Here is a 26,529-nt window from a genome sequence, read left to right as displayed (position 1 = left end):
CTGAAATTCCAGGCATCCTGCTAATATACCGATCAGCCACTAATCCTGTTGCTTCTTTAATGCTTCTTGAAGAGAAACCTGCTTTAACTTTCTCTTGGATAAACTTAATGATATCCAGTAAGTTATCCAGATAATCGCCAAACCTAAGATGACCATCCACCAAGTAATCTCAGTTGGGAATAAAAAGCCTGTTTGCTCTGCCATAGAATTAAAGATTTGATTCAGACCAAACAGAGCTAAAGGAATCGATAGAAAGTATGAAAGAAATACAATAGGTGTGTAAACATTTAAGACTAACTTTGAAATTTCTTTATCATGGAAGCCCATTACTTTAAAGAGCGAAATCGAGGGAGAGTTTTCCTCGACAATTAAATTCGTTAATAAAGTTAATACAAGTACTCCAATGACTATAGCAAAACCCGCCATTCCAAATACGGAATATCTTGTTGCCCCTGATGAAGCTTCAAAGCTGTCAATTACCTTCTGTTTATCCTCGACCAAAAATACATCATCCGTAACCCTGGGCTTTTCATTCTGCCACACCCCTGTATAAGAACCCTTTGGATAGCCCAAAAATTCATTTTCCTCATATAAGGGCAAATAAATAGACTTCCCAATATAAATATCAGTAATTCCTGTTACCTTGGTTTTTAATTTCTGTTCATTAATCGTATTCTCAATCGTCAAAGGATCTCCGACATGTAAATTTAAAATAGCTGCGAGCGGCTGACTAACTACTGCTCCGTCCTTCAGCTGGTCATTAAGTCGCTGACTGCCGTTAAGCAGCTTGATATACTCAGTCGTTGGTTTTATGCCATAGCTCGTTGCCTTAACCTGGTCCTTTTCATTATGAACAGTTATTTCGGATGTAACAAAAGGACTTTGAGAGTCGGAAAGTTTTTCGGTTTGCAACGATTTAAAATGAACGGCATAGTTATAAGTTTGGATATCCTGATAAGTGGAATCTACTAGTTGGTCCATCGATCGGAAACTAATAAAACCAAAGAAAAGTAAGAGGGTAGAAAACATCACTCCTAAAAATATATAAAAACTTCTTGATTTACTGCGCACTAACAATCTCAATCGAAATCGTCGAATAAAAGACCCAGAATTTAAAAATGGAAGTTTCTCCAGCCACGATTTTTTACCTGTGGTCATTTCTTTTGGTCTTAGTAATGTCAGAGGATCCTTATTAAGAGCACGGTATATCACAATACTGGTTAAGAGTACTAGTAATACGACTGGAATAATGAAACCCACGATGAGTACAGCCGGGCTCCAGTCAAACAAAGAAATACGCGGCAAGTTAAAATAATTCGAATAAAGATTTGAAAAGGGTACAGATAGTCCCGCTCCAGCTAATATTCCCAATATACTTCCTGTAAGCCCAATAAACCACGCATAACCTAGATAATGAAGCTGCAGTTCTTTTTTTCGGTAACCTAAAGCTAATAAGGTCCCTATTTCTTTTCTCTGCATATCTAACCGCCGTTTCATCAGCATCAGAATCATGGCCACAGAAAGAGCTAAAATAAATAAAGAGAGAGAGGAAATTGTCGTGCTTGCCCCGTTAATTTCTGATTCTACAAACTGGATTCTTGAATTATCCTCCCTTGCAACAAACTGCAGTATCGGGGTATTATTCTGAACCTCTTGAGTGAAACCTGAAGGTATCTTATCCTCTTTATTCCATCCCAATACTTCTGTATGAGCAGAACCAGACAGATGCTGAAAAGTTTCTTCACTGGCTACTCCTATTCCAAACTCATTCGCGTTACTAAGGAGGTCGTACTGCTGTTTAATCATATAAATATAATCTGGAAGATACACATATCCAGTTACTTTTCCTTTTACTCCATTCATTTCAATGGAGTCGCCAATTTCGTACCCATTCTTCTGAGCAAACATCTTAGCCAAAGCAACTTCTCCCCGCTTCTTCGGCATACTTCCTTCCGATATATAGGGAATGTTAATCGATTGTGTTTCACTTAAAATTCGCAGTGTAGTATCCTTTCCAAGCGAAATGTCCTGATACTTCCTTGCTTCGAGTGTTAAGGAATATTGATCTTCCAGCCTTTGTAATTGGACTTGAGATAGTGGAGATCCCGTTAAAAAATGAAAGCTTTCCTGGTTATATTTTTCTGAGAACTGCTGATTTCTTTTGTCCAAAGTTGTAATTGCCATGGACATCGAAACATACAACATTACCGCAAGGACGAGAAGTATAGTAACTCCGACATATTGAAATTTCTTTTCTTTAATTGTTCTGGGTATTGTTTTACGGAGTATCATGCCCAAGTCACCCTCTCTGGGTCGATAGGTGTTTCATTTTCATCAGTTTCAATGATCTCTCCACTTTTCATGCGGATTACTCGATGAGCCATCTCCCCTATTCCCTGATTATGAGTAATGATCAGTACCGTTCGCCCAAAAGTTTGATTAACAAATTTTAACAAATGGAGAATATTCTTCCCTGTATCTTCATCCAAAGCACCAGTTGGTTCATCACACAATAAGAACTCAGGGTTTTTAATTAGGGCACGTGCAATGGCTGCTCTTTGCTGCTCCCCCCCGCTCAGCTGGTAAGGAAATTTATCCTTTTTGTCAAGCATCCCTACTTTTTCCAGTATCTCTTTCATATCAAGCGGACTAGTACTTAATTCCTTGCCTACCTCTATATTTTCTTCTACAGTAAGCGCAGGAATTAAGTTATACTGCTGAAAAATAAACCCAATGTGCTTTCTTCTAAACTCCGTTAATTGATGATTGTTTAATTCCTCAAGTTTACTTCCAGCAATCTCAATTGATCCTTTGTCGAAGCCATCAATACCACCGATCACATTTAGTAGAGTAGATTTTCCAGAACCGGACGGACCGAGTATCGTTACAATTTCACGATCTGGTATGGTTAAGGAGGCATTCCTTAAGGCATGAATCGCTACCTCACCGCTCTGATAAGTTTTTTGGACGTTGGACACTTTAATAGCCATAACCATCATCTCCAGTCGAAGTTTTGAAATATTATAATAAAATTATTTCATTTCTTACTTTATCTTACTATAACCCCGAGGGATGCACAATATTTTTTGAAATATTTCCATTTAAATATTTCATTTCTCATCATATGGAATCCTGCTACCAGATGAAAACTCTGCTGCAATTTTCCATTTATAGTCAAACACAGAAAACCCGAACCAATGGTAATGGTCCGGGTTTTCTGATAATTTTTCCCTGCCGTTTTAAACAGAATACAGCAAACAAGAGGAGTTATTTCTTAAAATCATCTAAGAAATCCTTCTGAAAACTGGTAGTTACTTGACTGTCTCCGGGGAGATTTATCTTTTGAAATGGATTATGACCGTATTTCTCTGTTAGATCATCAATCGCTTTGTACAACTTCTCCTTACCTGCATATTCTTCATAATTAAATAAATCAAGCTGCTGGGTAATTTCTGATTTTTCCGCAAGATCCTGTGCCGTTATACCAAGCAGTCTTACTGGTTCTTGGTTCCAGTGGGTATCAAACTGAAGAAGGGCAGCATTATATAACTCATCAGCCGTAGCAATAAAATCGTGCAGCTGCTTACTTCTTGTCACTGTTTTACGATCGTAATACCGTATCATTAATTGGATATTACGGCTTAGCACCTTCTTATTATTCATCCGGCTCTCTACTTTCCGTGAAAGTCTGCGCAGAACCTGGCGAATCTCTGTTTCATCTGTTGTATCATGAGGCAGGGTGGTGGACGTGCCGATACTTTTAAATTCATGGACAGCATCAGGGTCTACTTCTCTATTATCGATTCCATTTGAACGATTTTGCAGTCTTTCCCCATTTATCCCCAGTACTTGTTTTAATTCTAATACAGAATGATGGGCAAGATCTCCAATTGTTTTCACTCCTAATTTTCTTAGTTTAAGAGCAGTTTTTTCACCCACGCCATACATTTCTTCGATAGGAAGCGGCCAAAGCTTTTTGTCTAAATCCCTTTTTCTTAGAATTGTAATCCCCATCGGTTTCTTCATATCTGAAGCCATCTTGGCTAAAAATTTATTTGGAGCAATTCCTATACTGCAAGGCAAGTCCAGTTCTGTGAATATTTTCTGTTGAATTCTTTCAGCTATTTCTGGCGGAGCTCCTTGTTCGGCGCATCCTGTAATGTCCATATACCCTTCATCAATGGAAACAGGCTGCACTAACTCCGTGACTTCTGAAAGAATCTTAAACATTTCTTTAGAGGCAGTTCGGTATCTTTCAAATGTTGGTTTCAAGACAAGCAGGTTGGGACAAAGCCTCCTGGCTTCCCCGACTGGCATTGTTGTTTTTACTCCAAACTTTCTTGCTTCATAACTGCTCGTCACCACAATTCCCCGGCGTTCTTCCGGATTACCGGCGATTGCCAGCGGTTTTCCTTTTAATTCAGGATTAAAAGCCATCTCTACTGAAGCATAAAAGCTGTTCATATCGACATGAAAAATAACCCTGCCGTTTTTAGGGTACCATTTTGACACTAGAATCCTTCCTTTATTCGAACGGTTGTTCCTTTATTATACCATGATTATTGAACAGCCACTCCGTCCATATTTCTGTAGTTGCCTTTCTTAAACCATTTCCATGGCCCTTGCCCTCTACTATCTTCAGTTCAGCAGCACATGAGCCTGCTTCTGTAAGTTTATGAAAGAAATCTATCGTATGGTGTGGAAGGATACTCGTATCACTTGCTCCGTGGATGAACAGGATCGGTTCGTCTTTCAACTGCTCAATATATTGACTCGGATTGGCCTGATGGTTCCCGTCCATAAAACTCCCCCACTCCTGCTCATTAAAGCCCCTGTAATCTGCGGAATGTTCTTTAGTTATAAAGGAATAAAGAGAATGAAGGTCTTCCTCATTCTTATGGACATTTTGTAAATGAGGCTCTAGTAAAGGACAAAAACAAACAGCCCCTTCTGCTAAACTGGTGTTTGCCAGGGCAGAGAGTGCTATAGCTCCACCATAACTATTTCCTGCAATGAATATACGATCAATATTCCATTGAACATCCTTCTTCTCAAGTTGATCGCAACTTTCCCCGCTTGCTAATAATTCCAGTCCTTGTATGGCGCCTTCTAATGAGGTGGAAGGACCAAAAGTTCCCTTGCTCTCCCAATTACCTGGATAGCGCAATTGAAGAATTGTAAATCCTAAGTCAGCAAGTGGCTGTCCCATGTCTTCCACGCTGGGTTTGTTAGGCAGCCCAGGCAGCCAGAGAATGGCCGCTTTATTATTTTTGTGTGGTGCTGGAATAAATAAGTCACCACAAATATCTTTAAATTTTACAAATGCCACCTTTTTATCCCCCTTTCTAGTAAAAGATTATAGAAAGTCATCTTCAACTCTCACGCTCAGATACTAGGTTTATTCTTTGGGTACGTGACAAGAGGCTTCTTGTTCAGCAAATCGACTCATTTTTTCAAACCCTAGGCATTATGTTTGTAAGCGTAACTGCCTCCACGTATAATCTTATAAATGGTAAAGCAAGTGTGTTATATTTTATTTTCATCCAGCACGTCAGCACGGTTGATCTACCAGTTAAAATTGAGAAGCTTCACTTCTGCTAACAGCTATCAAACGTGTAAAGAAAAACTGAAATAAGTGAATGCTTGTTTATATAACTTTAAAACCTTCGCTACCCACGTGTCCATGTAAATGGATTGAAACATAAACGAAACTTTATTGTTCAAGTCTGACTAGATTCAGAAGAAGTAAGGAGGTAATTTTAGATGACTAACGGCACCCAGTCCTATAGCAAAGTTTTAATTGCTTCCTTGCTGCTTGCAGGAGCATTTATTACCATATTAAACCAAACCCTAATGATTACAGCAATCCCGCCTATAATGAAAGAAATGCATATTTCAGCGAACACCGCTCAATGGCTGACCACCGTATTTATGCTGGTCAACGGGATTATGATCCCAATAAGTGCCTTTCTGATCGAAAGATTTACTACTAGACAACTGTTTATTTCAGCCATGAGTATTTTCGTCATTGGGACGGTTATAGGAGCCATAGCTCCAAATTTTCAAATTTTATTATTAGGAAGAATTATACAATCCAGCGGGGCAGGAATTATGCTTCCGCTCATGCAAACTGTATTTTTATTAATCTTTCCAGTAAATAAACGTGGAGCTGCCATGGGGTTGATTGGCCTAGTCATTTCTTTTGCTCCTGCAATCGGGCCGGCTTTATCTGGATGGGTTACGGCCAATTACTCTTGGAGAGTATTATTCCTGATTATTTTACCCATCGCTATTATAGATATTATAATTGCCTGGTTTGTCTTACGTAATGTAACAGAACTCACGTATCCGAAAGTAGATATTCCCTCTATCATCATGTCTACTCTTGGATTTGGCGGATTACTTTATGGTTTTACTTGTGCAGGTAATTTTGGCTGGGAGAATATCCGGACCTTGCTGTCGATTGGGGTAGGTATTCTCGGTTTGGTTCTATTCATCTTCCGTCAATTAAAAATGTCCCATCCAATGCTCGAGTTCCGAGTATTTAAAAATGCTGTCTTTTCTATCACAACGGTTCTTGGGATGATTTGCTTTATGGGTCTAATTGGCTCTGAAACATTAATCCCGCTTTATATGCAGAATATGAGGGACTTTACAGCAATGGAATCAGGACTGGCGATTTTGCCCGGTGCCTTAGTTAGCGGATTTATGTCTCCGATTACTGGAAGAATCTTTGATAAAATTGGAGCTAGGTGGCTCGCGATTATTGGATTAACCCTGATTACTGGCACATCGCTAGTCTTTTCCAACCTAAATCCTACCACCACCTTTACGTTTATAACCGTTTTATATGGTATTCGGATGCTGGGATTGTCTATGGTCATGATGCCGGTTACTACTGCAGGATTAAATCAATTGCCGAACAAGCTCATTCCTCACGGGGCGGCTATGAGTAATACAATGCGTCAAGTCGCAGCTTCGATAGGCACGGCCATTTTAGTAACGGTCATGACCACTACTACGGAACAAGCCACCCATGATTCATCCATAGACTACCCTGGAATTCATGGAGTTAATGTCGCATTTTTTGTCATTACCGTGTTGTCGTTTATAGGAATTATCCTTTCCTTTTTCATTAAGAAAACCTCGCCTCCACTGGAGGAAGAAGAGGAAAGATCAGATAGAGAACAGCCGTACAAGAAGGCAGAAAATTTATAAGTATCAGCTTTAAAGTTTTTAATTAGCAAAGCTATTTCTAAATAACGGCACGTGAATCATCCTAATATTAAATAAAAAGAATTCAGACTCGTTGTTCATAAATCCACCTATGGTTTTGAGGAGATTAAATTAGAAAATTAAGCCAACCAGTACTCCCTTTACCAAAAAGTAAAACCCGAACCTGGTTTACTCCAGATTCGGGTTTTATGCTTCTCGTTCCTTTATTGATTAGCTGCTTCTTCTATAATCGCGGCAACAAATTCTGCTATTTTTTCCAGTTCTGCTACAGAGATACGTTCATTTGTTGTATGGATTTCTTCATATCCTACAGACAGATTTACTGTTGGAATACCATGACCAGCGATTACATTAGCGTCACTTCCGCCGCCGCTCGTTAACAGTTCACTTTCTCTGCCAATTCTTTTAGCAGCTGCACGAGCTATTTCTACCACCTGGTCCCCGGCTTTTTGTTTAAAGCCTGGATACATAATATCCACTTGAATATCGACTTCTCCGCCCATTTCCTCTGCCGTATCATAAAAAGCTTTTTTCATTTTTTCTACTTGAGCTTCCATTTTTTCTGGAACGAGCGAGCGCGCTTCTGCAAGAATTTCAACATGGTCACAAACAATATTTGTTTGTTTTCCGCCTTCAAAACGCCCAATGTTAGCAGTAGTTTCATCATCTATACGACCTAAAGGCATTTTAGCAATCGCTTTTGAAGCCAGTGTAATTGCTGAAACACCCTTTTCAGGGGCCACTCCAGCATGAGCAGTTTTTCCTTTAACGACAGCATTCAGTTTCGCCTGAGTTGGTGCAGCAATAATGATGTTCCCTACTTGTCCATCACTATCAATGGCGTATCCATATTTGGCTTTCAAGTCTTCAGGATTTAAAGCTTTTGCCCCTACAAGTCCGCTTTCTTCTCCAACTGTAATGATAAATTGCAAATCACCATGTTCGAGCTTTTGTTCCTGAATCGAACGAATCGCTTCCAAAATGGCAGCTACACCCGCTTTATCATCTGCTCCAAGGATCGTTGTACCGTCTGTAACAATATATCCATCTTTGATAGAAGGAGTTATCCCATTACCTGGTACTACTGTATCCATATGAGAAGTAAAGTAAATAGGATCTGCTGAGTCTTTGGTGCCTTTAAGGCTGCAAATTAAATTATTTGCCCCATGCCCAGTAATCTCTTTGGCATTATCCTCGGATACCTCTACTCCAAGACTAGTAAATTTATCTTTTAAAACTTCTGAAATATTTGCTTCATTTTTAGTTTCAGAATCCACTTTAACGAGCTCGATAAATTCTTCAATGAGACGATCTTTATTAATTGTAACCATGAATCTTCTTCCTCCTTTAACTGTCAGTACCTTTCCTCTTAGTACGTTAGCTGAACTAGCTTGACGTGTCAATTAGAGTGGTATATTTCCATGCTTTTTGTATGGTCGGTCCTCTGTTTTATTTTTCAGCATATCTAACGCTTTTATTAGCGTCGCCCTCGTTTCTCTTGGATCAATGACGTCATCTACCATTCCAAGCCCCGCAGCCACATAAGGGTTGGCAAACTTTTCACGGTATTCATCAATCTTCCCTTTTCTTACTTCTTCAGGGTGGTCACTTTCTTTTATTTCTTTAGCAAAAATGATATTAGCTGCACCTTCTGGACCCATGACGGCTATTTCCGCATTCGGCCAAGCATAAACGAGATCCGCACCTATCGATTTACTGTTTAATGCCACATAAGCCCCACCGTAGGCTTTACGAGTAATTACTGTCAGCTTAGGTACGGTTGCTTCCGAATAAGCGTAGAGGATCTTTGCCCCATGCCGGATGATTCCTCCATGCTCTTGTTTAACTCCCGGGAAGAATCCTGTCACATCTTCAAAAGTAATAATAGGAATATTAAATGAATCACAGAAGCGGATAAAACGGGCGGCTTTATCGCTGGAGTCGATATCTAATCCCCCTGCCATATATTTCGGCTGGTTACAAACAAGGCCGATCGTCTTTCCTTTAAGACGAGCAAAACCAACCACAATATTTTTTGCAAAGTCTTTATGTATTTCAAAGAATGACTCTGCATCAACTACTTCATCGATAATAGACCTGACATCATAAGGTCGAATCGGATCGAATGGGATTTTGTCGGTTAGATCAGGGCGATAATCATCTGAATCTTCCGTTTCTAAATGAGGAGCCTTATCGCGACTGCTTGAAGGCAGGTAACTGACTAGATCTTTAACTGCATCCAGCGCAGAAGCTTCATCTTTCGTTTTTAAATGTGCATTCCCGCTCAACGTATTATGAACAGCTGCTCCTCCTAAATCCTCGGAAGAAATTTGTTCTCCTGTCACGGTTTCGATCACTTTCGGACCCGTTATGAACATTTGAGAAGATTCTTCTACCATAATTACAAAGTCAGTAATCGCCGGTGAATAAACGGCACCGCCAGCACAAGGCCCCATAATAACTGAAATTTGCGGGATAACTCCTGAATAAATGGAATTACGGTAAAACACTTGCCCGTAACCATCCAGCGAAGAAACTCCTTCTTGAATCCTTGCTCCCCCAGAGTCATTCAGTCCAATAAATGGTGTCCCGTTTTTAGCGGCTAAATCCATAACGGCGGCAATTTTTTTGCCATGCATTTCACCTAGTGCCCCTCCAAATACAGTGAAGTCCTGAGCAAACAAGTAAATATCCCGTCCATTTATTTTACCGAAACCTGTGACTACTCCTTCACCTGGAGCTTCCTTAACACCAAGGTCTTCATGACGATGCTCAATAAACGGATTTAATTCGATAAAACTTCCTTCATCAACTAAATAATCAATTCGCTCCCGAGCTGTCCATTTTCCTTTCTCATGTTGTTTATCAATTCTCTCGTCTCCGCCTCCAAGCTGAACTCTGCGGCGTTTATCGTATAATTCACTGATTTTATCGTAAATATCCATAACTAGATTACTCCTTTTTTTCCGGCTGGCACAGTTCATAAAGTACGCCGTTGGATGATTTAGGGTGAATGAAAGCGATAAGGCTATTGTGTGCCCCTTGTTTTGGCTGATCATGGATCATCGTTATTTCCTGCTGATGATATTGCTTAACTCTTGTATCAATATCATCCACTTCTAAGGCAATGTGATGAATCCCTTCTCCTCGTTTATTCATAAACTTACGGATGGCCGATTCTTCACTTGTAGGCTCCAGCAGCTCGATTCTAGTCTCGCCAATTTTAAGAAAAGCCACTCTTACTTGTTCAGAATCCACTTCTTCCACAGCATCAATGGTTAATCCTAATGCATGCTGGTAAAAAGGAAGTGCCAATTCAATATTCTCTACTGCGATTCCAATATGATTGATTTTCTTAGGAGGTGTGATCGTTTCTTTATTCATCATCTGCTTAATGTAAATGGCGATGGCATCAGTAGGAGAACCACTGGTGAATATTTTCTTAACCCCTTTTCCCTCGAGAAATGGAATATCCTCTGCCGGGATTACTCCTCCTCCAATTACGGGTATGTCATCTGCACCCTTACTTGCCAGTGCTTCCACTACTTTAGGAAATAGAGATTTATGGGCACCAGACAGCGAGGATAAACCTACAACGTCTACATCTTCTTGGATAGCTGCTGCAGCTATTTGAACTGCTGATTGGCGCAGCCCCGTATATATAACTTCCATACCATGATCTCTTAATGCTTGTGCAATAATGAGAGCTCCTCGATCATGGCCATCTAATCCTGGTTTAGCGATCAGTACACGAATCGGTTTCATCTTGGTCACAATCCTTTCTACATTCCGCTGTATTCTCCAAATTCATCACGGAGCACATTAGCAATTTCTCCTACTGTTGCATAGGCTTTCACTGCTGTTACTATATGAGGCATAAGATTTTCTGAACCTTTGGCCGCTTCTCTTAATCGGGATAATATTTGATCCACTTCACTTTGATCCCTTGCGGCACGAACATCTTTCACTTTTCTTATTTGACCTGCCTCCAGGGCCTCATCGACCCGTAATAAATCAGGATTTATTTCTTCCTCTGCTTTAAATTCATTTAATCCTACCACTACATCTTCATTTGCTTCGAGTCTCTTTTGAGCTTCATAAGCAGCTTGATGAATTTCTCTTTGCATATAGCCTTCTTCTACAGCCTGCACTGCTCCTCCCAGCTTTTTAATGCTATCCAAATATACGTTTGCTTCCTCTTCGATTTTATCTGTCAGGGCTTCTACATAATAGGAGCCTCCAAGTGGGTCAATCGTGTCAGCCACTCCGCTCTCATGAGCGATGATCTGCTGAGTACGAAGTGCAATACGAGCAGATTCTTCAGTGGGCAGGGCCAGCGCTTCATCGCGGGAATTGGTATGTAAGCTTTGGGTGCCCCCCATTACAGCAGCAAGTGCCTGCAGGGTTACTCGTACAATATTATTGTCAGGCTGCTGAGCGGTCAAAGTACTTCCGCCGGTTTGAGTGTGGAACCTTAATTTCCAGCTTTTTGGATTTTGAGCATGATAATGGTCCTTCATAATTTTTGCCCAAATCCTCCGGGCAGCTCGGAACTTCGCAGCTTCCTCAAAAAATTGATTATGCGCATTAAAGAAGAAAGCAAGTCTTGGGGCAAATTGATCAATTTCAAGTCCGGATGCTAAAGCTGCATCTACATAAGCCATACCGTTTGCAATGGTAAAAGCCACTTCCTGGACGGCTGTAGAACCTGCTTCTCTAATGTGGTACCCGGATATACTAATGGTGTTGAATTTAGGTAGATGAGATTGACAATAACTAAAAATGTCCGTAATGATTCTCATGGAAGGTTTAGGGGGATAAATATAAGTGCCCCGAGCAATATACTCTTTTAGAATATCGTTTTGAATGGTACCCGTCAGCTTTTCAGCCTCTACTCCCTGCTTTTCGCCTACAGCAATATACATAGCCAGGAGTATTGAAGCAGGAGCATTAATGGTCATAGATGTACTGACCTGATCCAATGGTATTTCATCAAACAGCTGTTCCATATCCTTTAGAGAATCAATCGCAACTCCTACCTTTCCAACTTCCCCTTCCGCCATAGCATCATCTGAATCATAGCCGATCTGAGTAGGTAAATCGAAGGCTACAGATAATCCTGTCTGACCTTGATCTAATAAATACCTGAACCTTCTATTTGTTTCCTCTGCTGATCCAAATCCAGCATACTGGCGCATTGTCCAGTAACGGCTGCGATACATGGTGGGCTGAATGCCGCGTGTATAAGGAAACTGCCCAGGGAACCCTTGATTAGTACTATAAGTTTCTTCTTCCTGGTTAGGATAATATAAACGGTCGATCGAGAGATTAGAGCTCGTAGTGAACGGTTCTTTTCTCTCGGGAAACCTGTTCATCGTTTTCTCAACATCTTTTTCCCATGCTTGCTTAGAATTTTTATAATTCGATGAATGAGTCATATTCTGGTCCTCCTCTTCTCAATAAAAAAAACTGCCAACTCTAGCATACCAGAAATTAAAGCGCTTACCATTTTAAAAATTATTAGAATTCACAATTATATTGTAATTCATTTCCTGCCCTTGTCCAAATGGTTATTTCCGTGTAAAATATCAATAGGATTTAGTGAGAAGGAGGTAATTAACCTTGACTACAAAAAATGATCATAAACAACCACCCGCCCGAAAGAAGAAATCCAAACGTGAACGCCGTATGCGCGCGATCGTCATTGTGATGATTGCTGCCATGGTGGTTTCTTCTCTGCTGACTGGCGCGTCTTTCTTTATGTAACTATATAGAAAATAAGTAAGCCGAAGGTTCTCTAATCGAGACCTTCGGCTTTTTTTAATGAGTAATCATAGAGTGTAATTCCTTCTTTTCCCATTCATTGTAAATCTCTTCTAGACTTTTCTGTTGATTTGTAATAATAATCTTGTCTCCAACACTCACAAGATCATAAAGCTTTTCTACATTTTCCTTTTTCATTCGGATACAGCCGGCAGATACAGATTTCCCAATAGAACCTGGACGATTTGTGCCATGTACACCAAATATCCTTCCATCTGTACCATTCGCATCAAATCCAATCCAGCGGCTTCCCAAAGGGTTCTTTGGATCTCCGCCTGGAATATTTTTCTTCCTGTAATAAGGATTAACTGCTTTTACTTTAATTGTAAATACTCCCTCAGGCGTTAATTCCTTCGTTTTTCCTGTGGCGACCGGTGCATGGAATATTTCTTTTCCACCCTTAAACACTGCTAATTCATGTGATGCCTTGTTGACTACGATAACAGGATCAGCGGAAACTGAAGGGGTAATAAATGATCCGATAACAAAGAATAAAATGGTGATGAGTTTCATGAGCAAGCCATTCCTTTTACCTAGAGTTTCCCCTTAGTAAACGGCCTTATACATCACTTTTCTTAAAGGAACGTTTGATAATCAAATATTGCTCGATTTCATTTAAGAGCTGAAAAAGGCTTGCCCTTACTTCAAATTCTTCCCGGGTAGCGGGCAATTCTTCTTCTTTAAAATGGTCACGAATGGCTTTTAACTGGTTGAGATAAATAACTGCTGTGTTTCCTGGATGTACCGCACCTGCAAGTTCTTCAAAAAACTCTGCGATCTTACGAGAATGATCGTATTCTCCAGAAATGCGGCTGACAAGAGGAAGCATTCGTTCGAGCAATTCAAATTGCTTCGTACGCATATGAAAGTAATGATAATAACGATTATGGGTGCGAAGCAAGTGATTCTCCACATCACGAAATGAAAGGGACTTAGCTTTTTCAAGAAGCAGAGCTGTTTCGGTCAGCTCTTTGCCTGCCCACCCATCATTGCCTTCCTTCAGAAATTTGACGACTTCTTTTAAAATGGTAGAGAAATTTTGTTCAATTGTAGTTTGATACTCACGTAAATCCTTCTCTAAACTTGGCATATACAAATTTAAAACAAGCGCCATTCCTATTCCCACAGTAATTAAAAGGACTTCATTCCAAACCGTAGAAAATTGGATATGGCCGGAGCCATACAAATGGAGAATGATCACTGAACTCGTAACTATCCCAGGGGTGAGTTTCAACCACACGGTTATAGGAATAAAGGCAAACAGCATGAGCCCTATGGCCAGAGGATTATAACCAATGATTTCAAAAAACACGTACGAGAAAACCATGGCAAGTAAACAGGCAGCAAATCTGTGCCAGGCCGTTAGAAACGATCTTTTTCTAGTAATTTGAATACACAATATGGTTAGAATTCCCGCAGAAGCAAAATGATTAAGATGGATGATCTGAGCGATCCAAATCGCAAGAGGTGCGCCGAGGGCGGTCTTTATCGTTCGGTATCCTATTTTCACATTGTACCTCCCTCTATCTTGTAATTAACGTAAAAAAGGATCTTTGCTGAACACAAAGATCCTAGTCATGCTGCAAACTTTTACACTTCTTCACAATATTCATCGAAATTGCGCTGAAGCTTACCAATGACTTCCATAGGTTCAAATCCTTCAATATCATGACGCTCCACCATGGTCTGGATCTTGCCATCTTTCAGAAGAGCAAAAGATGGAGAAGATGGCGGATACCCTTCAAAGTATTCACGGGCACGTTCTGTAGCTTCTCGATCTTGACCAGCAAATACGGTCACAAGCTGATCTGGACGCTTATCGTAATGAATGGCATGGGATGCTGCTGGACGCGCAATACCGCCTGCACAGCCGCACACAGAATTAATCATAACTAGTGTCGTTCCTTTTTGCTGAAGAGCTTCATCTACCTGCTCAGCTGATGTCAGCTCTTTATACCCTGCTTTGGTAATTTCGTCACGCGCTTGAGTGACTACATCATTCATATAAATATTAAAATCCATAAAACATGGCTCCTTTATAAATAAGTACTATCAACATTTTACCAAGATAAGTGCGACCTTTCAAACAACTGCTCCCCGTATGAGACAAAATCTTTGTTTATCAAATTCCAAAAAGAAGGCGTTCTTTCTAAACTCAGCTTCATTTCAGAAGTTTTGTGCATTTAAATCGCTCTACGCCTGGATACTTTTCTCCCAAACTCTCCATCGTAAAACCGAGTTTTCGGTAGAATTGAACGGCAGTACGATCTGTTTCTGCCGTAATTAGCTGGATGAACGGCCAAGAGTAGAGAAAAGAAACCATTTGTCTGCCCGCTCCTTGATTTCTGTAATCAGGAGATACGGCAATATGTTTAATTTCACATTCCATTAATCTATTCAATTCCACACCCATACATCCTATAGCAATCCCCTGCTTTTCTAATCCAAATAGTTTACGGTGAGGTGAATTCTTATATTTATTACATTCACTGTCTACATTATGTTCTGAAGCGGCATATCCCAGTAATTGTTTTACGACCGGATCCATGTCAACCCTAAGAACTTGTTTCATCTCCATCCTCTTTACCACTTTTCTTGGATCAATCCCTCGACTTGCCTCACTATACCATCGATAAGTTCTGTTGCGGATTTGCGAGTGCTGAGCCTGGGAGCCTGTCCCGACCAAAGCGACATCCATTCCGGCTTATTCTGCTTAGCTGCCTCTTTTCGTATAGGCTTAGTTAATGAATTTTGATCTGGATATCCTGGAAGTTCACTTTCAAATTCCTTCAAATCCGAGATAAACTGATTTCGAATTCCTCGTGCAGGTTTTCCACTGAACACAGAAGTGACTACGGTCTCCGATTCTGTTGTTTTTAATATGGCTTCTTTGTGCTGAACCTTTGCCCCGCTTTCTTGGCTCGTTACAAAAGCCGTACCCATCTGAACTCCTTGAGCTCCTAAAGCGAGTGAAGCTAATACACCGCGGCCATCCATGATACCACCTGCCGCAATCACAGGGATACGCACTTGATCCACGGCTTGCGGAACTAATGCAATGGTTCCTACCATACCTTTGGAAAAATCTCCCGTAAAGCTGCCGCGATGTCCTCCTGCTTCACTGCCTTGGACTACTACTGCGTCTACCCCTCTGTCCTCATTGATAACTGCTTCTTCCACAGTTGTCGCCGTTCCGATAGTGATAACATTGTTCTTCTTAAGTTCTTTCACCGTTTCTCTTGAAGGTACACCAAATGTAAAGCTTACGATTGGGACGTTTAGTTCCAAGATGCTTTCCAACTGTGCATCATATGGGAATGGAGTGGAGGTAAATGGTTCTTTTTTTATTTGTAAGTCTCTGCGGTAGGAGTCGAGCAGTCGATCTGCTCTTGCCACTCTCTCACTGGACAAGTTATTGTCTTCAGGTATAAATACATTGACAGCAAACATATGATTGGTCAGCTGTTTGATTCTTATAATAGATTCAGTCATGTCTTCCGCTGTCATATAACCCGCCCCGAGAGTGCCTAGTGCTCCAGCAATTGAAACGGATGAAACTAATTCTGGAGTCGTCACACCTCCCGCCATTCCTGCTTGAATAATTGGGTAAGTTAAGCCAAGCTGTTCACAAAATTTATTAGTATTCCACATTGATTTAATACTTCTCCTTTCTTAATAGGAAGTCTATTTAAACTTAGAATTTAAAGCCATTTAAAGCCTCTCCTGCTTTACTTACATCGAGATGCTTATCGTGACCCAGTAGGTTATATTTAAGTTCTGGCTCTACTATAAATCTTTCTATGTAAATCTGTAAAAACCTTTTCGATGTTACTATCCGTTAATAAAAAACACCCTGGCCATATAAAAAATAGGCAGGGTGTTTGACTGCGTTAGATTTAAGTATTAGTGATAAAATTTATCAAAATAAGCGAATCCCCAATAAAGAACAGCTGATAAAACAAATGGTACGATCACATGTTTAAATTTATATTTCGCATATAGGATGGTATCCAGTTCCATGATCTTTGCCATTGTGACAGTCGTACCGCTCAGCGGCGAGATCAGTCCGCCTAAGGTCCCGCTTGCGAAAACGATTCCTATAAAAACTTCCAGCGGCAGAGATGAGGCAGATGCAAGAGAAACTCCGACCGGCATTAATAATCCCCAGGATCCCCAGGCAGACCCGATAAAGTAAGCAATCAATGATCCAAGCACAAAGGTTACAGGTGGAATAATAGAAGCAGGGATTTCACCTAAAGTACTGGTAACGAATTCGGCTAATCCCAGATCTTTTGCAGCTGAAGAGAGCGCCCATACGAGTGCAAAAAGAAAAAAAGCAGGAATCAGCTTATTTCCCCCTTCAAAGAAATCATCAAGAAGACCTTTCATATCATGTTTTTCTATTAAGAGCATTACAAAAGTGACCAGCAAGGTAATTAAGATCGCCACAAACATAGAATGGGTGACGTCCGCTTTTACAAATGCCTGGGAAAAACTAGACGACTTCTGATAACCGTCCAACCAGGAAAGCAATACAGACAATCCTAACGCCAGACTTAATGGAATAACTAAATTAAATACATTTGCTTCAATCTGGCCAGATGCTGAATCCTCAGAGTCTTTCTCAGAAGAATCTTCTTTCCTATCTTCTTTATGATCCATATATCGATTAAAAATAGCGGGATGAGGATAGATACTGTATAAAATCGCCAGCACTATTGTAACGATTGAAAAAAAATTGAAAGGGATACTCTTAAGAAAATATATATAAGCATCTCCAGGAATTGCAGCGTTGTCTAAAGCTAAATCAATTGTAGAAGTCATGTATCCAATGAATGCAGTGGCAAGGGGAATTAAAGCGATAACCGGTAATGCACTCGCTTCAATAACGAAGCTTATTCTTTCTTTATTAAGCTGAAGCGGTCCTTGCAATGATTTCATAATAGGAGCTACGGTTACAATTCTCAAATTGGGAGAAATAAAAGTCCCTATTAACGTAAGCCATACTAATAAAACTGCCTGCTTTTTGGAATGAATTTTTTTTGATACTAGCTCGATAAAGCCTGATATTCCACCCGTCTTCTTCGAAAGGTGAATGATTCCCGTAAATATATATAAGAACCCAATCACCTGTAATTTAGGCGGTTTGGCCAGATTAGTAACGAGATAATCAGCCATCTTTTCTATCCCTCCCAAGAGAGATCCCTGTACTAAATAAGAGGCAGCCATTAAGCCTATAAATAAACCGGGAATCACTTGTTTGGTCCAAAGAGCAATAATAATGATAATCATAAACGGAACAACCGACTCCCAATGTGCCATAAACTTCCCTCCACTACTAGAGTAGTCATCTGACTTTACTATGTCCTATAGTCGTTATTTCATGATAAGTAAAACCTCTTGAATACGAATTTAGCTTCAGTTAAATAATGTAGGTAGGTCGAGTTATCAAAGACTGAACTCTTCTAAACACCCAGCAAATGGTTATGTGACGAAGTTTCCTGTAAAGATGTTACCTTTTAGAAGGAGAATCAGCTTAATGACGCATAATGATCACCCTAACCATGGCCACAACCATACTCATGGAGGAAATAAAAAAGCATTAATAATCAGCTTCATTCTTACAACCGTCTATATGCTTATTGAAGCTGCTGGCGGACTAATTACAAATAGTTTAGCCTTGCTGTCTGATGCCGGACATATGCTTAGCGACTCTGTATCTTTAGGGGTGGCTGTTCTTGCCTTTATTATTGGTGAAAAAGCTGCAAATTACAGTAAAACTTATGGCTACCAACGCTTTGAGATTCTTGCTGCGTTATTCAATGGGGCAGCTCTGATCGTCATCGCCGTTTATATTATTTTTGAAGCCTATCACCGTTTCAAAAATCCCCCGGATGTCGCCTCTACTGGCATGCTTCTGATCGCTTCCGTAGGATTCCTAATGAATATTGCCGTCGCCTGGATTCTTATGAAAGGAGATACGAAAGAAAACCTCAATCTCCGAGCAGCCTTTTATCATGTGCTAGGGGATTTACTAGGTTCAGTAGGTGCGATTGCTGCCGCCCTGCTTATTATGTTTCTGGGCTGGGGTTTTGCTGATCCGCTGGCAAGTGTAGTGGTTGCTATACTCGTATTAATCAGCGGATATAAAGTAGCCAAAGAAGCCGTTCATATCTTAATGGAGGGTAAACCGAAAGATGTAGAAGTAAATAAAATCATTCGTTACTTACTTGAGTCAAATCAAATCGCCAGCCTGCATGACTTGCATATTTGGAGCATAACTAGTGGGAAAAATGCGTTATCTGGACACGTTGTCGTAAAGGATGACATGACATTCGCTGAATCTCAGCAGCTGCTAAGAGAAATCGAATCCAAGCTGCTACAGTACAATATAGGACACGTGACCATCCAGATAGAAGATGAGAGGCACCCTCACAAAGATTCGATTACGTGTGAAAATGATAGAGCGGATAAAACGGCCCCGGTGGATTAACAAATCAGATGCGCAAACTTTTAGTAAACAAAAAAACCGAACCTCTTATGACCCAGGTTCGGTATAACATGATTAGACCGCCGCTTCTTCTTCGACTTTCTTAAATTTCCCTCTAGGTATGTGGGGTTCGCTTTGTGATCAGCTAAAACCATCTTTATTTTATGAAATATCAGGTACCACTACTTCTCACTTACAGGGTAACTCGTTAAATAGGAAAAAGAACGGGCAAGTTTACTCGCAAAATTCAAGGGAGGTTCAACGGATTGAATATGCACATACATGATGATTGGACTCATAAAGATCCAGTGATTGTGTAAGGCGCTTACAGTTAACCCCTGCTGAGTTATCGATTGCAGGAAAGGAGGAATTTCCTCTTGCAGGACCGCAATTTCTGCCAGATTTAAGGCATTCCCATTCTTATCCAAACCCTCAAACGAGACACCGGCAGGGACTACATTTGTACTCGGTCTCCCTTGTACAAAGACATTGATTCTCCGCTTAAACGATACGGAGCACACCCCTTCATGAAAACTGCTTTTTCCATTAAGAATTTCTCCAAATCGTTCACAGTAATTTTTCACCATTAATTTCTCCCCCTCAAATTTTGTCTAATCTATGAGAGTTCAGCGGATAATATGAGGAGAATGATAAACCTTAGGTAATATACGGCCATCATCAGGAAGCAGTAAAAATATAATGGCTACATAGGAATGGCCTTGCTGATTAAAATTAATTTCTCAATAGCTGCGTGCAAGCGAGATAAGTTACAAGTCATCCATTTACAGTTGCTTTTAAACCGAATACGTCGAACCGCTCGATTATTATGCCAAATCTGAAAATAAGAAGGCAAGCATGTCCGGTGCCCGATCCTTAAAATCTTCGTACGTATGAGTTCCATGAGGAATAACCCTTAATTTGGAGTTAGAAACCTTTTCGTTTAATAACCGGTATACTTTCTTATTTGAAGCAAGGAATTCATCACTGATGGCTTGATCTGTTCCAGCTTCCAAAGTTCCACAATCCAAATAAAAGGCTTCAATGTTCTGAAGGGAAGCATGGAAGATCATATTCTCTATTTCTTCCTGGTTACGAAAAAAAGCCGATGAAACCCCTCCAGCTTTCTTAAATACCTGCGGGTAGCAGCACATTATATAACAAGAGATCAATCCACCTAAAGAAATGCCAGCGACAGCTGAGTCCTCAGGCAATGTGGGGTAATTCCTATCTATCCATGGCTTCAATTCTTTAACGAGGAATTCCGTGTAATCTTTTCCACCTCCCCCTAACGTACTTCTGCCACCAGTAATCTTCGCACTGTACTCTCCATTCTCCCAGGGACAGAGCTCATTAATTCTTTCTTCCCCTTCCTTTCCATCGATTGCAATTACTATAAGTTGTAATCCACTTTTTTCTAAATACTCCTTCAACTGAAGAGACTGCTCTGCGTTAGTACCATCCTCACCAAAGACATTTTGCCCGTCATGCATATACAAAACAGGATACCTTTTTGCTTCTCCCTTGCAAGGTTCAGGCAGGTACGCTCTGATCTTACGTTTCTCTTTTAGATACTCGGATGAAATTTGAAAACTCTTAATCATACCCTACTTCCTCTCTATGTCATTCAGTTCTTATTTCGGTGCCGCTTCTGATTCGTGCTTCAACCCAATCGATTATAGAGATAATGCTTTTATCTTGAATTAAAGATAATTTCAATTTAGTATAAAATGAGAAGATCTTAACCAACGGTATTCTTCATTTATTTTTCGAGGAGGCATCATCATGAATAAATTAAAAGGTATTCATCACGTGACCGCTATAACTAGCAGTGCGGAAAAAAACTATGAATTTTTCACTTATACACTAGGTATGCGATTAGTTAAAAAAACAGTGAACCAAGACGACATCCAAACGTATCATTTATTTTTTGCTGATGATGAGGGCAGCCCGGGTACCGATATGACCTTTTTTGATTTCCCAGGTATTCCTAAAGGAACTCATGGAACGAACGAAATTGCAAAAACCTCCTTCAGAGTTCCCAGTGATGAGGCATTGAAGTATTGGGAGAAGAGATTTAACCGGTTAGAAGTTACACATTCTGGCATCCAGGAGCGCTTTAATAAGCAAGTCCTGCCCTTTTTTGATTTCGATGACCAGGCTTACGAACTCGTTTCTGATGAAAGGAATACAGGTGTTTCAGCTGGTATTCCGTGGAAAAACGGCCCCATTCCGGTTGAATATGCCATTACAGGGCTAGGTCCTTTGTTTGTACGGATTGAAAATTATCAATATTTCAAGGAGATGATGGAAAAAGTTCTGCTGTTTGAAGAAATTGATTCCAAAGATACCTTGCATTTATTTGAAACTGGCGAAGGTGGAAACGGTGCCCAAGTGATTGTAGAGCACAACACCGAATTACCACCTGCCCGCCAAGGCTTTGGTACGGTTCACCACTCCGCTTTTCGTGTTCATGACCAGCAGGAATTGGAGCAATGGATCGAACGGATGCCGAGTTTTGGATTCCGTACTTCAGGTTTCGTAGACCGGCATTACTTTGCTTCTTTATATGTGAACGTCGCTCCGCAAATTTTATTTGAATTTGCGACAGACGGTCCTGGATTTATGGGAGACGAGCCTTATGAGACGCTGGGAGAAAATTTATCCTTGCCTCCCCTTTTAGAACCAAAACGACAAGCGATCGAGAACCATGTAAGACCGATTAACACAAAGAGAAGCGATAAAAATATTCAAAAAGAATATGAATAATTCAACTCCATTTATGGCTCCCCGGTCATCTTTCCATCAAAGAAGACTGGGGAGCATTTTATCTATACCAACGTAGTGCTTTTTTCTCTATTTCTGTAATTAATTCTTTTTTCCCTTCCATATAAGCTTCTATGTTATAAGGATGCTGCTCTGCTAATTGCTCCTTTAACCTACGATATCGTAAGGCTTCTTCTGTGTGACTTCTCAAGTAGTCTCTAAAGGCTAGATGGCGGACAATTTCAACACTACCTTGTTGAAAGATATGTAAATGATGACTTCTACTATTTCCCCCCTTTTGAAAAAAACGTCTTCCCGGAATTCCAAATTCGCCCTTCGATTCATAACCCATCGTTTGTAATTCAAGCATGAATGGATCAATCTCTTCTATTCTTTTTATACTCCCCATTATATCTATAACCGGCTTGGCGCTCATTTCAGGTATCGCAGTACTGCCTATATGATAGAACGAGGCTTCAGAGTTACCCAGCACGTTTTTAAGATTAGAGCACTCCCGAATGTAATCTGCCTCCCACTGTTGACGATAAGGGACAACTTGCACTTTCCTTCTCATTTACCGGCTTCTCCCCCTATCCTGTTAGCCACTTCTCTTTTAGAAAAAATGGCGTAGTTACTTTTCAATCGAGCTATCATTCATGAAGTCCTTCAGTTGTTTTACTGCCTCGGTAAAAACTTTCAGCTCCTGGCTGGTGAGTCGTTGTTCACCATATCGCACTTTCTCGTATAATTCGATTACTTCTTCGTTCACCCGTAATCGTCTCAGCCAGTTCTGCAACGTTTCAGAAGATTTCCTCCCCTTCCCTTTTACCCGTGCCAATGATTCAAGCTGAAAAACTTCTTTTCGAACATACGGTACTGGTGGACGATGATAAAAGGAATTTGAACGGTCTGGCATTTCTTTTATGGGGTGATAAGCTACTGTCCCCGTCTCGCTGCGAATGCTCTCTTGTTGTTCGAAACTTTCTTGACTCTTGAACTTTCTCCTGAATAATATAATGACCGTCAGTAACACGACTATACAAAGGAGAATGATCCAGACCATCTGATGACTGGAGGAGGACTTCATTGTTTCAGAAAGGAGATCTTTTACCGACTTCTTATCTGTTAAGGTTAGGGGAGGAGTATCCATCGAAAATGCGGATCGGCTGGAAATTCCTTCGTTCGTAAACGAGCTGCGAATCCCGACCAGATATAATAATGCACTAATTAAAAATACGACCCCTTTAGTTCCCCATGACCATAGCCCGAATAAACTTAACCTCACTCCTGAGTACATGAACCAAAACAGCAGTCCTGCACCTACAGACAAGCTTAAATAAAGAGCAAGTACACTAAATTCAATCAGCTTAACCGGCCGCATCTGAGCCGTTAACTGGCTCATCCAGTAACCGCCAGTAAAAACTACTATTTGAATGATGGCCATCCAAATAATGATCTCGTCATAAGTAAAAACCACTTCGACTAAAACCAACGTAAAACTTATACTCAGTAACGTTATATCATAATGTTTGTCTGCCTCTTTCTGATGCTCTGCTATCCTCCAGTAGAAGATAACGGCAGACAGACAGGCTAAGAAAATTGGAAATCCCAGCCAGGAATATGCTGCAAAGCCGGCCGCAGGAACGACAAGCAGGAAGCTGAGATAAGATTCCATGACAAGTCTAAGCAAGGAAAACAAAATATAGACAAGTGCTGCAACAATAAAATACTTACCAAAAGGAAGGAAATGATAGTAAATGAATACAGGTACAAGCAAGAAATAGACCACTATTACTTCCGCGGTGTACTGATATACCCTGGTTATCAAAAGATGGAGGTTCATATTCTTCCTCCTTTTTGTCCAAATGGTAAGAGAACAGCTACCTCTTCTTCCTCCCATACCCGGTATAAGTTCTCATTATCAGCGGACCACCTGAACACTTGTTCTTTAGTAGATTCATTCTCGCAATCTCCTAAAAGTATGCTTACCTTTTGATTCCTATCCTTCGATAGGGAGTAAAGGAGTTCAGAAAATGGGAGGATTTTACCCTGATTATTTATGTGAGCCAGTAATTCTAGCGCTTCCTTCAAATCCTCCTGAGCTGTCCCGCTGCTATAACTTCTCACATGATATCGATTTGCACGTTTAAGATTCAGATGGACTTCAACTGGGAAGCCCTGTTCCGCTGCATAATAAGCGATAAATGCAGCATGTGATAATAGCTTTTCAAGCCGTGGGGTGAAGTAATAGTTTCCAAGACGGCTGGACTCACTTATATTGATAACAATACTTATCGTCGTATCCTGCATCCGCTCAAATACTTTCGTTTGTAAAGCGCCCTTCTTTACTGAAGCATTCCAATGAATATGCCGGAAATCGTCCGTAGGTAAATAATCTCTTATACTGCGCACACTCTGAAGATCTTCATAAGGCGAATTCGCCGCATAATTATTTCCAATTACCTGGTTCATAAAACTACCCAACCCATATACTTCTAAGGGTTTAGGATAAATAATCAGCATCGTTTGATACTTCTTACGATAATTCAATAGTGCATGATGCATCCGGAACAATGGAAACTTATAATCAATCTTATTGATCCTGCCGATTCCCCTGGAGACTGCCCTGCATGGAAAAGAGACGGATGCTGTATTTTTCCCTGGTATGGAAAACGGGATCTGATAGGCAGCTGTACCTGTAGTCCGCCCAACTTTGTGCGATTGACAGGACATTGATTCGCTCATTTGCAATGAAAGAGTGCCATTGATTATGGAAAGCTTCGAATGGTTATGTAGAATAAATGAAATATCTGTATCTTCCCCTTCAAACAAACGGATGGTTTTTACAGGATTATCAAGTTCTAATAACTTTCCCATATATTGATCCCAGTACTTCCCAAGAACTATGAATGTCACAATCATACCAGTCAGAATAAAAATCAACACCTGGCCGGATACCATACAGACGATAAGCAGACCAAGTGTTACGGCGGAAAGCAAGTCTATTTGAACGCCTACACTGCTTTGATCTTTTCGCTCCCATTCCCTCACCGCTGTCCACTGCTCAATTCCACTGGTACTTCGACGGATTGAATAATTTCCTGCGTAACTTCTTGCGTAGTTTTTCTTATCATGCCTTCCATAGAAAGGATGATCCGATGTTCAATAACATAAGGGGCGAGTTCTTTCACATCATGCGGAGTCAAATAGTTTCTCTGCTGAAGCAAGGCATTAGCCTGAGCTGCCCTCATTAATGCAAGAGCTGCTCGCGTACTGGCTCCTAATTGAACTTCAGGATGTTCTCTCGATCCCCGAATTAGAGCCAGAAGATAATCTTTCACCGGTTCAGAGACCCTAATCTTTTTTACGCTGGCTTGTAATTCAGTAATCGTTTCTATTGTTAAAGCAAGCGATAAATCTTGAAAAGGATCCTCGACCTGATAAAAGGACAATATCTCTTTTTCTGATGCCAGGTCTGGATAATCTAGAGGTATTTTTAATAAAAACCGATCCAGCTGCGCTTCTGGCAGCGGAAACGTTCCTTGATTTTTCTCTACTGGATTTTGAGTTGCCATTACTAAAAAAGGAGCAGGGACGGAGATGGTATCCCCATCTATCGTTAACTGGTGCTCTTCCATTACTTCTAATAAACTAGACTGTGTCTTAGGGGTGGCCCGGTTAATTTCATCTGCTAATAAAAAATTAGTGAATGCAGGACCAGTTCTCATTTCAAATTCCTGTGTTTTAGGATTAAGGAATTGAATTCCCGTCACGTCGCTCGGCAGAACATCAGGAGTAAATTGAACTCTTCGAAATTTTGCATCCATTACTTTTGCGAAACTCTTGGCTAATTTAGTTTTTCCTGATCCTGGTACACTCTCTAAAATTACATGACCATCTGCCAGCAGAGCAATGAACATTAACTCAATCACTCGGTCCTGTCCAATAATGACTCGCCGCATGACTTTTTGTGCTTCAAATACCTGGTTGATTAAAATTCCCATAACGACCATCCTTTATTTAACTGAATGAATATAGTTTTATAGCTAGTATTTGGTTTGATTTTAGGTCTTATTTAATACTTCGATATAATCAGCTTAATCCCTCTTATTATTCAAATATTTACAAAAAATGACTTTATTTTCATAGAAAAACACCCTCCACCTGTTATTCGCTTACTAAAATCCGCCATTATTTTCTAGTTTTATCAAATCATC

General features: G+C 40.4%; 24 protein-coding genes. 4 read left to right on the top strand and 20 right to left on the bottom strand.

Features of this window, described 5'->3' with window-relative positions:
• Nucleotides 1-39: 39 nt before the first annotated feature.
• From Q7A53_RS02295 to Q7A53_RS02280, 4 genes are all read right to left on the bottom strand, one after another.
• Entirely contained in the window at nt 40-2,292 is a 2,253-nt protein-coding gene (locus Q7A53_RS02295) for an ABC transporter permease (protein ID WP_411787490.1), read from the bottom strand.
• On the bottom strand, nt 2,289-2,990 hold the full coding sequence (locus tag Q7A53_RS02290; RefSeq protein ID WP_411787489.1) for an ABC transporter ATP-binding protein: 702 nt from the start codon (nt 2,988-2,990) through the stop codon (nt 2,289-2,291). The genes Q7A53_RS02295 and Q7A53_RS02290 overlap by 4 nt, the downstream gene beginning before the upstream one ends.
• A gap of 277 nt (nt 2,991-3,267) precedes the next feature.
• Nucleotides 3,268-4,512, bottom strand: a complete 1,245-nt coding sequence (locus tag Q7A53_RS02285) for a DNA polymerase IV (RefSeq protein WP_411787488.1) — start codon at nt 4,510-4,512, stop codon at nt 3,268-3,270.
• A 13-nt stretch (nt 4,513-4,525) separates the two neighbouring features.
• Nucleotides 4,526-5,329, bottom strand: coding sequence for an alpha/beta hydrolase family protein (locus Q7A53_RS02280; RefSeq protein ID WP_411787487.1), 804 nt, complete (start codon nt 5,327-5,329; stop codon nt 4,526-4,528).
• 434 nt (nt 5,330-5,763) lie between these two features.
• Between Q7A53_RS02280 and Q7A53_RS02275 the strand changes: the two genes are divergently transcribed.
• The gene (locus tag Q7A53_RS02275; protein WP_411787486.1) at nt 5,764-7,218 is read left to right on the top strand and encodes an MDR family MFS transporter; all 1,455 of its coding nucleotides are present in this window, start codon (nt 5,764-5,766) and stop codon (nt 7,216-7,218) included.
• A 221-nt stretch (nt 7,219-7,439) separates the two neighbouring features.
• Here the strand turns inward: Q7A53_RS02275 and Q7A53_RS02270 are convergent, their stop codons facing one another.
• The 4 genes from Q7A53_RS02270 to Q7A53_RS02255 form a co-directional block, all read right to left on the bottom strand.
• Nucleotides 7,440-8,567, bottom strand: a complete 1,128-nt coding sequence (locus Q7A53_RS02270; protein ID WP_411787485.1) for a M20/M25/M40 family metallo-hydrolase — start codon at nt 8,565-8,567, stop codon at nt 7,440-7,442.
• Nucleotides 8,568-8,639: 72 nt separating this feature from the next.
• Nucleotides 8,640-10,181 (bottom strand): acyl-CoA carboxylase subunit beta, encoded by a 1,542-nt coding sequence (locus tag Q7A53_RS02265; protein ID WP_411787484.1) that lies wholly within the window; start codon nt 10,179-10,181, stop codon nt 8,640-8,642.
• Between the two features lie 7 nt (nt 10,182-10,188).
• Nucleotides 10,189-11,001, bottom strand: a complete 813-nt coding sequence (mce, locus tag Q7A53_RS02260; RefSeq protein WP_411787483.1) for a methylmalonyl-CoA epimerase — start codon at nt 10,999-11,001, stop codon at nt 10,189-10,191.
• A gap of 17 nt (nt 11,002-11,018) precedes the next feature.
• A complete protein-coding gene (locus Q7A53_RS02255; RefSeq protein ID WP_411787482.1) occupies nt 11,019-12,674 on the bottom strand; it encodes an acyl-CoA mutase large subunit family protein in 1,656 nt (551 codons plus the stop codon).
• Between the two features lie 184 nt (nt 12,675-12,858).
• Here Q7A53_RS02255 and prli42 point away from each other — a divergent pair, with 184 nt between their 5' ends.
• The gene (gene prli42, locus Q7A53_RS02250) at nt 12,859-13,002 is read left to right on the top strand and encodes a stressosome-associated protein Prli42 (RefSeq protein ID WP_411787481.1); all 144 of its coding nucleotides are present in this window, start codon (nt 12,859-12,861) and stop codon (nt 13,000-13,002) included.
• A gap of 54 nt (nt 13,003-13,056) precedes the next feature.
• Here prli42 and Q7A53_RS02245 read toward each other — a convergent pair whose 3' ends face one another.
• The 6 genes from Q7A53_RS02245 to Q7A53_RS02220 form a co-directional block, all read right to left on the bottom strand.
• A complete protein-coding gene (locus Q7A53_RS02245; protein WP_411787480.1) occupies nt 13,057-13,572 on the bottom strand; it encodes a L,D-transpeptidase in 516 nt (171 codons plus the stop codon).
• A gap of 46 nt (nt 13,573-13,618) precedes the next feature.
• Entirely contained in the window at nt 13,619-14,569 is a 951-nt protein-coding gene (locus tag Q7A53_RS02240) for an aromatic acid exporter family protein (RefSeq protein ID WP_411787479.1), read from the bottom strand.
• Nucleotides 14,570-14,649: 80 nt separating this feature from the next.
• The gene (locus tag Q7A53_RS02235) at nt 14,650-15,081 is read right to left on the bottom strand and encodes a BrxA/BrxB family bacilliredoxin (protein WP_411787478.1); all 432 of its coding nucleotides are present in this window, start codon (nt 15,079-15,081) and stop codon (nt 14,650-14,652) included.
• A gap of 139 nt (nt 15,082-15,220) precedes the next feature.
• Entirely contained in the window at nt 15,221-15,631 is a 411-nt protein-coding gene (locus Q7A53_RS02230) for a GNAT family N-acetyltransferase (RefSeq protein WP_411787477.1), read from the bottom strand.
• A gap of 11 nt (nt 15,632-15,642) precedes the next feature.
• Nucleotides 15,643-16,710, bottom strand: coding sequence for an NAD(P)H-dependent flavin oxidoreductase (locus tag Q7A53_RS02225; RefSeq protein WP_411787476.1), 1,068 nt, complete (start codon nt 16,708-16,710; stop codon nt 15,643-15,645).
• A 252-nt stretch (nt 16,711-16,962) separates the two neighbouring features.
• Nucleotides 16,963-18,381: a Na+/H+ antiporter NhaC family protein gene (locus tag Q7A53_RS02220; protein ID WP_411787475.1), complete on the bottom strand. Its 1,419-nt coding sequence runs from the start codon at nt 18,379-18,381 to the stop codon at nt 16,963-16,965.
• 217 nt (nt 18,382-18,598) lie between these two features.
• On the opposite strand from Q7A53_RS02220, the gene Q7A53_RS02215 reads away from it, so the two are divergent.
• Complete coding sequence (locus Q7A53_RS02215; RefSeq protein WP_411787474.1) at nt 18,599-19,552, top strand: cation diffusion facilitator family transporter; 954 nt, start codon at nt 18,599-18,601, stop codon at nt 19,550-19,552.
• Nucleotides 19,553-19,731: 179 nt separating this feature from the next.
• Here Q7A53_RS02215 and Q7A53_RS02210 read toward each other — a convergent pair whose 3' ends face one another.
• Nucleotides 19,732-20,136, bottom strand: coding sequence for a DUF1259 domain-containing protein (locus Q7A53_RS02210; protein WP_411787473.1), 405 nt, complete (start codon nt 20,134-20,136; stop codon nt 19,732-19,734).
• Nucleotides 20,137-20,373: 237 nt separating this feature from the next.
• Nucleotides 20,374-21,150 (bottom strand): alpha/beta hydrolase, encoded by a 777-nt coding sequence (locus Q7A53_RS02205; protein WP_411787472.1) that lies wholly within the window; start codon nt 21,148-21,150, stop codon nt 20,374-20,376.
• A 181-nt stretch (nt 21,151-21,331) separates the two neighbouring features.
• Between Q7A53_RS02205 and Q7A53_RS02200 the strand changes: the two genes are divergently transcribed.
• Complete coding sequence (locus Q7A53_RS02200; protein ID WP_411787471.1) at nt 21,332-22,315, top strand: ring-cleaving dioxygenase; 984 nt, start codon at nt 21,332-21,334, stop codon at nt 22,313-22,315.
• A 58-nt stretch (nt 22,316-22,373) separates the two neighbouring features.
• Here Q7A53_RS02200 and Q7A53_RS02195 read toward each other — a convergent pair whose 3' ends face one another.
• From Q7A53_RS02195 to Q7A53_RS02180, 4 genes are read right to left on the bottom strand one after another with little or no spacing between them, the layout of a single operon-like run.
• Entirely contained in the window at nt 22,374-22,886 is a 513-nt protein-coding gene (locus Q7A53_RS02195) for a GrpB family protein (RefSeq protein WP_411787470.1), read from the bottom strand.
• 57 nt (nt 22,887-22,943) lie between these two features.
• Complete coding sequence (locus tag Q7A53_RS02190) at nt 22,944-24,155, bottom strand: DUF4129 domain-containing protein (RefSeq protein ID WP_411787469.1); 1,212 nt, start codon at nt 24,153-24,155, stop codon at nt 22,944-22,946.
• Nucleotides 24,152-25,363, bottom strand: a complete 1,212-nt coding sequence (locus Q7A53_RS02185) for a DUF58 domain-containing protein (RefSeq protein ID WP_411787468.1) — start codon at nt 25,361-25,363, stop codon at nt 24,152-24,154. The genes Q7A53_RS02190 and Q7A53_RS02185 overlap by 4 nt, the downstream gene beginning before the upstream one ends.
• The gene (locus Q7A53_RS02180; protein WP_411787467.1) at nt 25,360-26,316 is read right to left on the bottom strand and encodes an AAA family ATPase; all 957 of its coding nucleotides are present in this window, start codon (nt 26,314-26,316) and stop codon (nt 25,360-25,362) included. The genes Q7A53_RS02185 and Q7A53_RS02180 overlap by 4 nt, the downstream gene beginning before the upstream one ends.
• Nucleotides 26,317-26,529 lie beyond the last annotated feature (213 nt).

Source organism: Halobacillus rhizosphaerae (genome assembly GCF_046719735.1).
GTDB classification, from domain to species: Bacteria; Bacillota; Bacilli; order Bacillales; family Halobacillaceae; genus Halobacillus_B; species Halobacillus_B rhizosphaerae.
Note: the sequence above shows the minus strand (reverse complement) of the source record. Positions and strands in the feature narration are given on the sequence as shown.